This is a genomic window from Klebsiella sp. MS 92-3, assembly GCF_000195655.1.
Classification (GTDB): domain Bacteria; phylum Pseudomonadota; class Gammaproteobacteria; order Enterobacterales; family Enterobacteriaceae; genus Klebsiella; species Klebsiella pneumoniae.
The window spans coordinates 1-1,812 of sequence record NZ_GL882763.1 but is presented as its reverse complement, the minus strand read 5'-3'; the positions used below and the strand labels follow the sequence as shown (position 1 = coordinate 1,812).

The following is a 1,812-nucleotide window of genomic DNA, read 5'->3' as shown; positions in this document are numbered from 1 at the left end:
GCCGCCCCCCCCCCCCCCCCCGCGCGGGGGTAAGGGTATCGCTTTCTTTCTGCAACTGCTTAAGGTCGGCTTCCATCTGCGCGATACGGCGGGAGACTTTTTCGGAGCGGCTGCCGAAGTTCATCCGGCGCAGCTTATCCAGTTGCGCCTGCAGGTGATCTATTTCGCGTTCACGCTCGTTCAGCTTTTCCAGAAGGGCACGGTTCAGCGCCTCCTGTTCGGCAAGGAGACGTTTCAGTTCATCGATATCGTCAGGAAGTAAGCTGTTCATACCGGGTATATTACCAGGCTCATTCAGCGTCGACCAGGATAAAGAGGCCTACAACATAGTCAGTGACGTAAGCAGTCTTTTAGGCTGCCGCCAGTCGATACCTTCAAGGAGCATCGCCAGCTGTGCCGGTGTGAGGAACACTTTGCCATCCCGGGCTGACGGCCAGGCGAAGCGGCCGCGCTCCAGCCGTTTGGTCAGCAGACACAGTCCATCGCCGGTAGACCAGAGGAGCTTTACCTGACTGCCATTACGCCCACGGAAGATAAAAACGTGACCTGACATCGGATCGTCTTTCAGCGTCGTCTGCACCTTTGCCGCCAGGCCGTTGAAGCCGTTTCTCATATCGGTGATGCCAGCGACCAGCCAGATCTTTGTCCCTGATGGTAATGGGATCAACGTTTGAGCTCCCGTATCAGCAGGTTCAGGATATTTTCGCTGATGGCACCATTCAGACGGAGTGATCCGTGCCGGAACGTCACTTCACAGCTGATATTGAGTGATTCAGGTGCCGCAGCAGCTACAGGTTGTGACCGGGGGGAGGTTGCAGGGACAACATCTTCGGTATCAAGTGTTATCGGGAGCAGCTCAGGCACGTTGTTTTCTGTTGTTGAAGGAGGACGTAGTTTTCCTTCGCGCCAGTACTGGCGCCACTTGAACAGCAAATTATCGTTGATCCCATGCTCACGAGCGAGTTGCGCTACGGAGATCTCTGGTCGATGCGAGAGTTCAACCATTTTGATTTTGAACTCAACGGGATAATTAGGGCTTTTTTTACGCACTGCGGTTAATGATTTCATGGATAGCGTCCACCATATTTGGTGTCCACTATCCTCTCAGGAATATCAGGATCTGCCAGACGGTGCTGAGACGACGCTTACGATTTTTCTGTTTTTCACCACCCTGCGAAAATCTAACATTGGTTGGATTCTCAGACGCGCCCTCTCTCGCGTTAATCCAACTCTCCACCTTCTGCCTGCTTCAACAATGTCGGAATGTGCGGTCCATACTCGACCTTGCCTCGTCCTGCTCGAATACCACTGCCAACCTTGCGGGCTTCTTTGGAGTACAACGTCTTTGCACGGATGATCTCATAGCTATAACCCCGACCTAACCGGTTGGACATCTTGATCAAACCGTTGAGCCCTTCGGTATAGCCATTGGTGAGTGAGAACGGCGCATCCCAGTAGGCAAAGATGTCGTCGTAATGGTTGTGTACCGTTTTTACCAGTTTTTTGAAAGGCTCCATGCCATAAGGCGGCAGGCTGTTCTTCCAAGCCTCAAAGGCGTTCTGAGCACTCTGCTTGTCGGGTTCGTCGTAGATGCAGAAGAAGGCTTCCTTGAAGTCATAGGCCATGGCAAGTGCTGGGATCGCCTGCTTTACAACCTCCAGCGCCTTTTGCTCTGCGGGCGTCAGGTTGCCGGGTCGCTTCAGGGTAAGCCAGCGAATGGACTTTTTGACGTAAATGCGATCTTCTTTGCTTAACTGTGCCTGGGTAATGACCCCAACTTACTGATAGTGTTTTATGTTCAGATAATGCCCG

General features: G+C 52.9%; 2 protein-coding genes and 2 pseudogenes. All 4 read right to left on the bottom strand.

Annotated elements, in window-relative coordinates:
- Positions 1-271: pseudogene (locus HMPREF9538_RS30965) on the bottom strand (IS66 family transposase); the annotation flags it as partial.
- 48 nt (positions 272-319) lie between these two features.
- Positions 320-667, bottom strand: coding sequence for an IS66 family insertion sequence element accessory protein TnpB (tnpB, locus tag HMPREF9538_RS21340; RefSeq protein WP_000612626.1), 348 nt, complete (start codon positions 665-667; stop codon positions 320-322).
- Complete coding sequence (gene tnpA / locus HMPREF9538_RS21345) at positions 664-1,068, bottom strand: IS66-like element accessory protein TnpA (RefSeq protein ID WP_000839182.1); 405 nt, start codon at positions 1,066-1,068, stop codon at positions 664-666. The genes tnpB and tnpA overlap by 4 nt, the downstream gene beginning before the upstream one ends.
- Positions 1,069-1,220: 152 nt before the next feature.
- Positions 1,221-1,763 (bottom strand): annotated as a pseudogene (locus HMPREF9538_RS21350) (ISL3-like element ISKpn25 family transposase); the annotation flags it as partial.
- Positions 1,764-1,812: the final 49 nt, after the last annotated feature.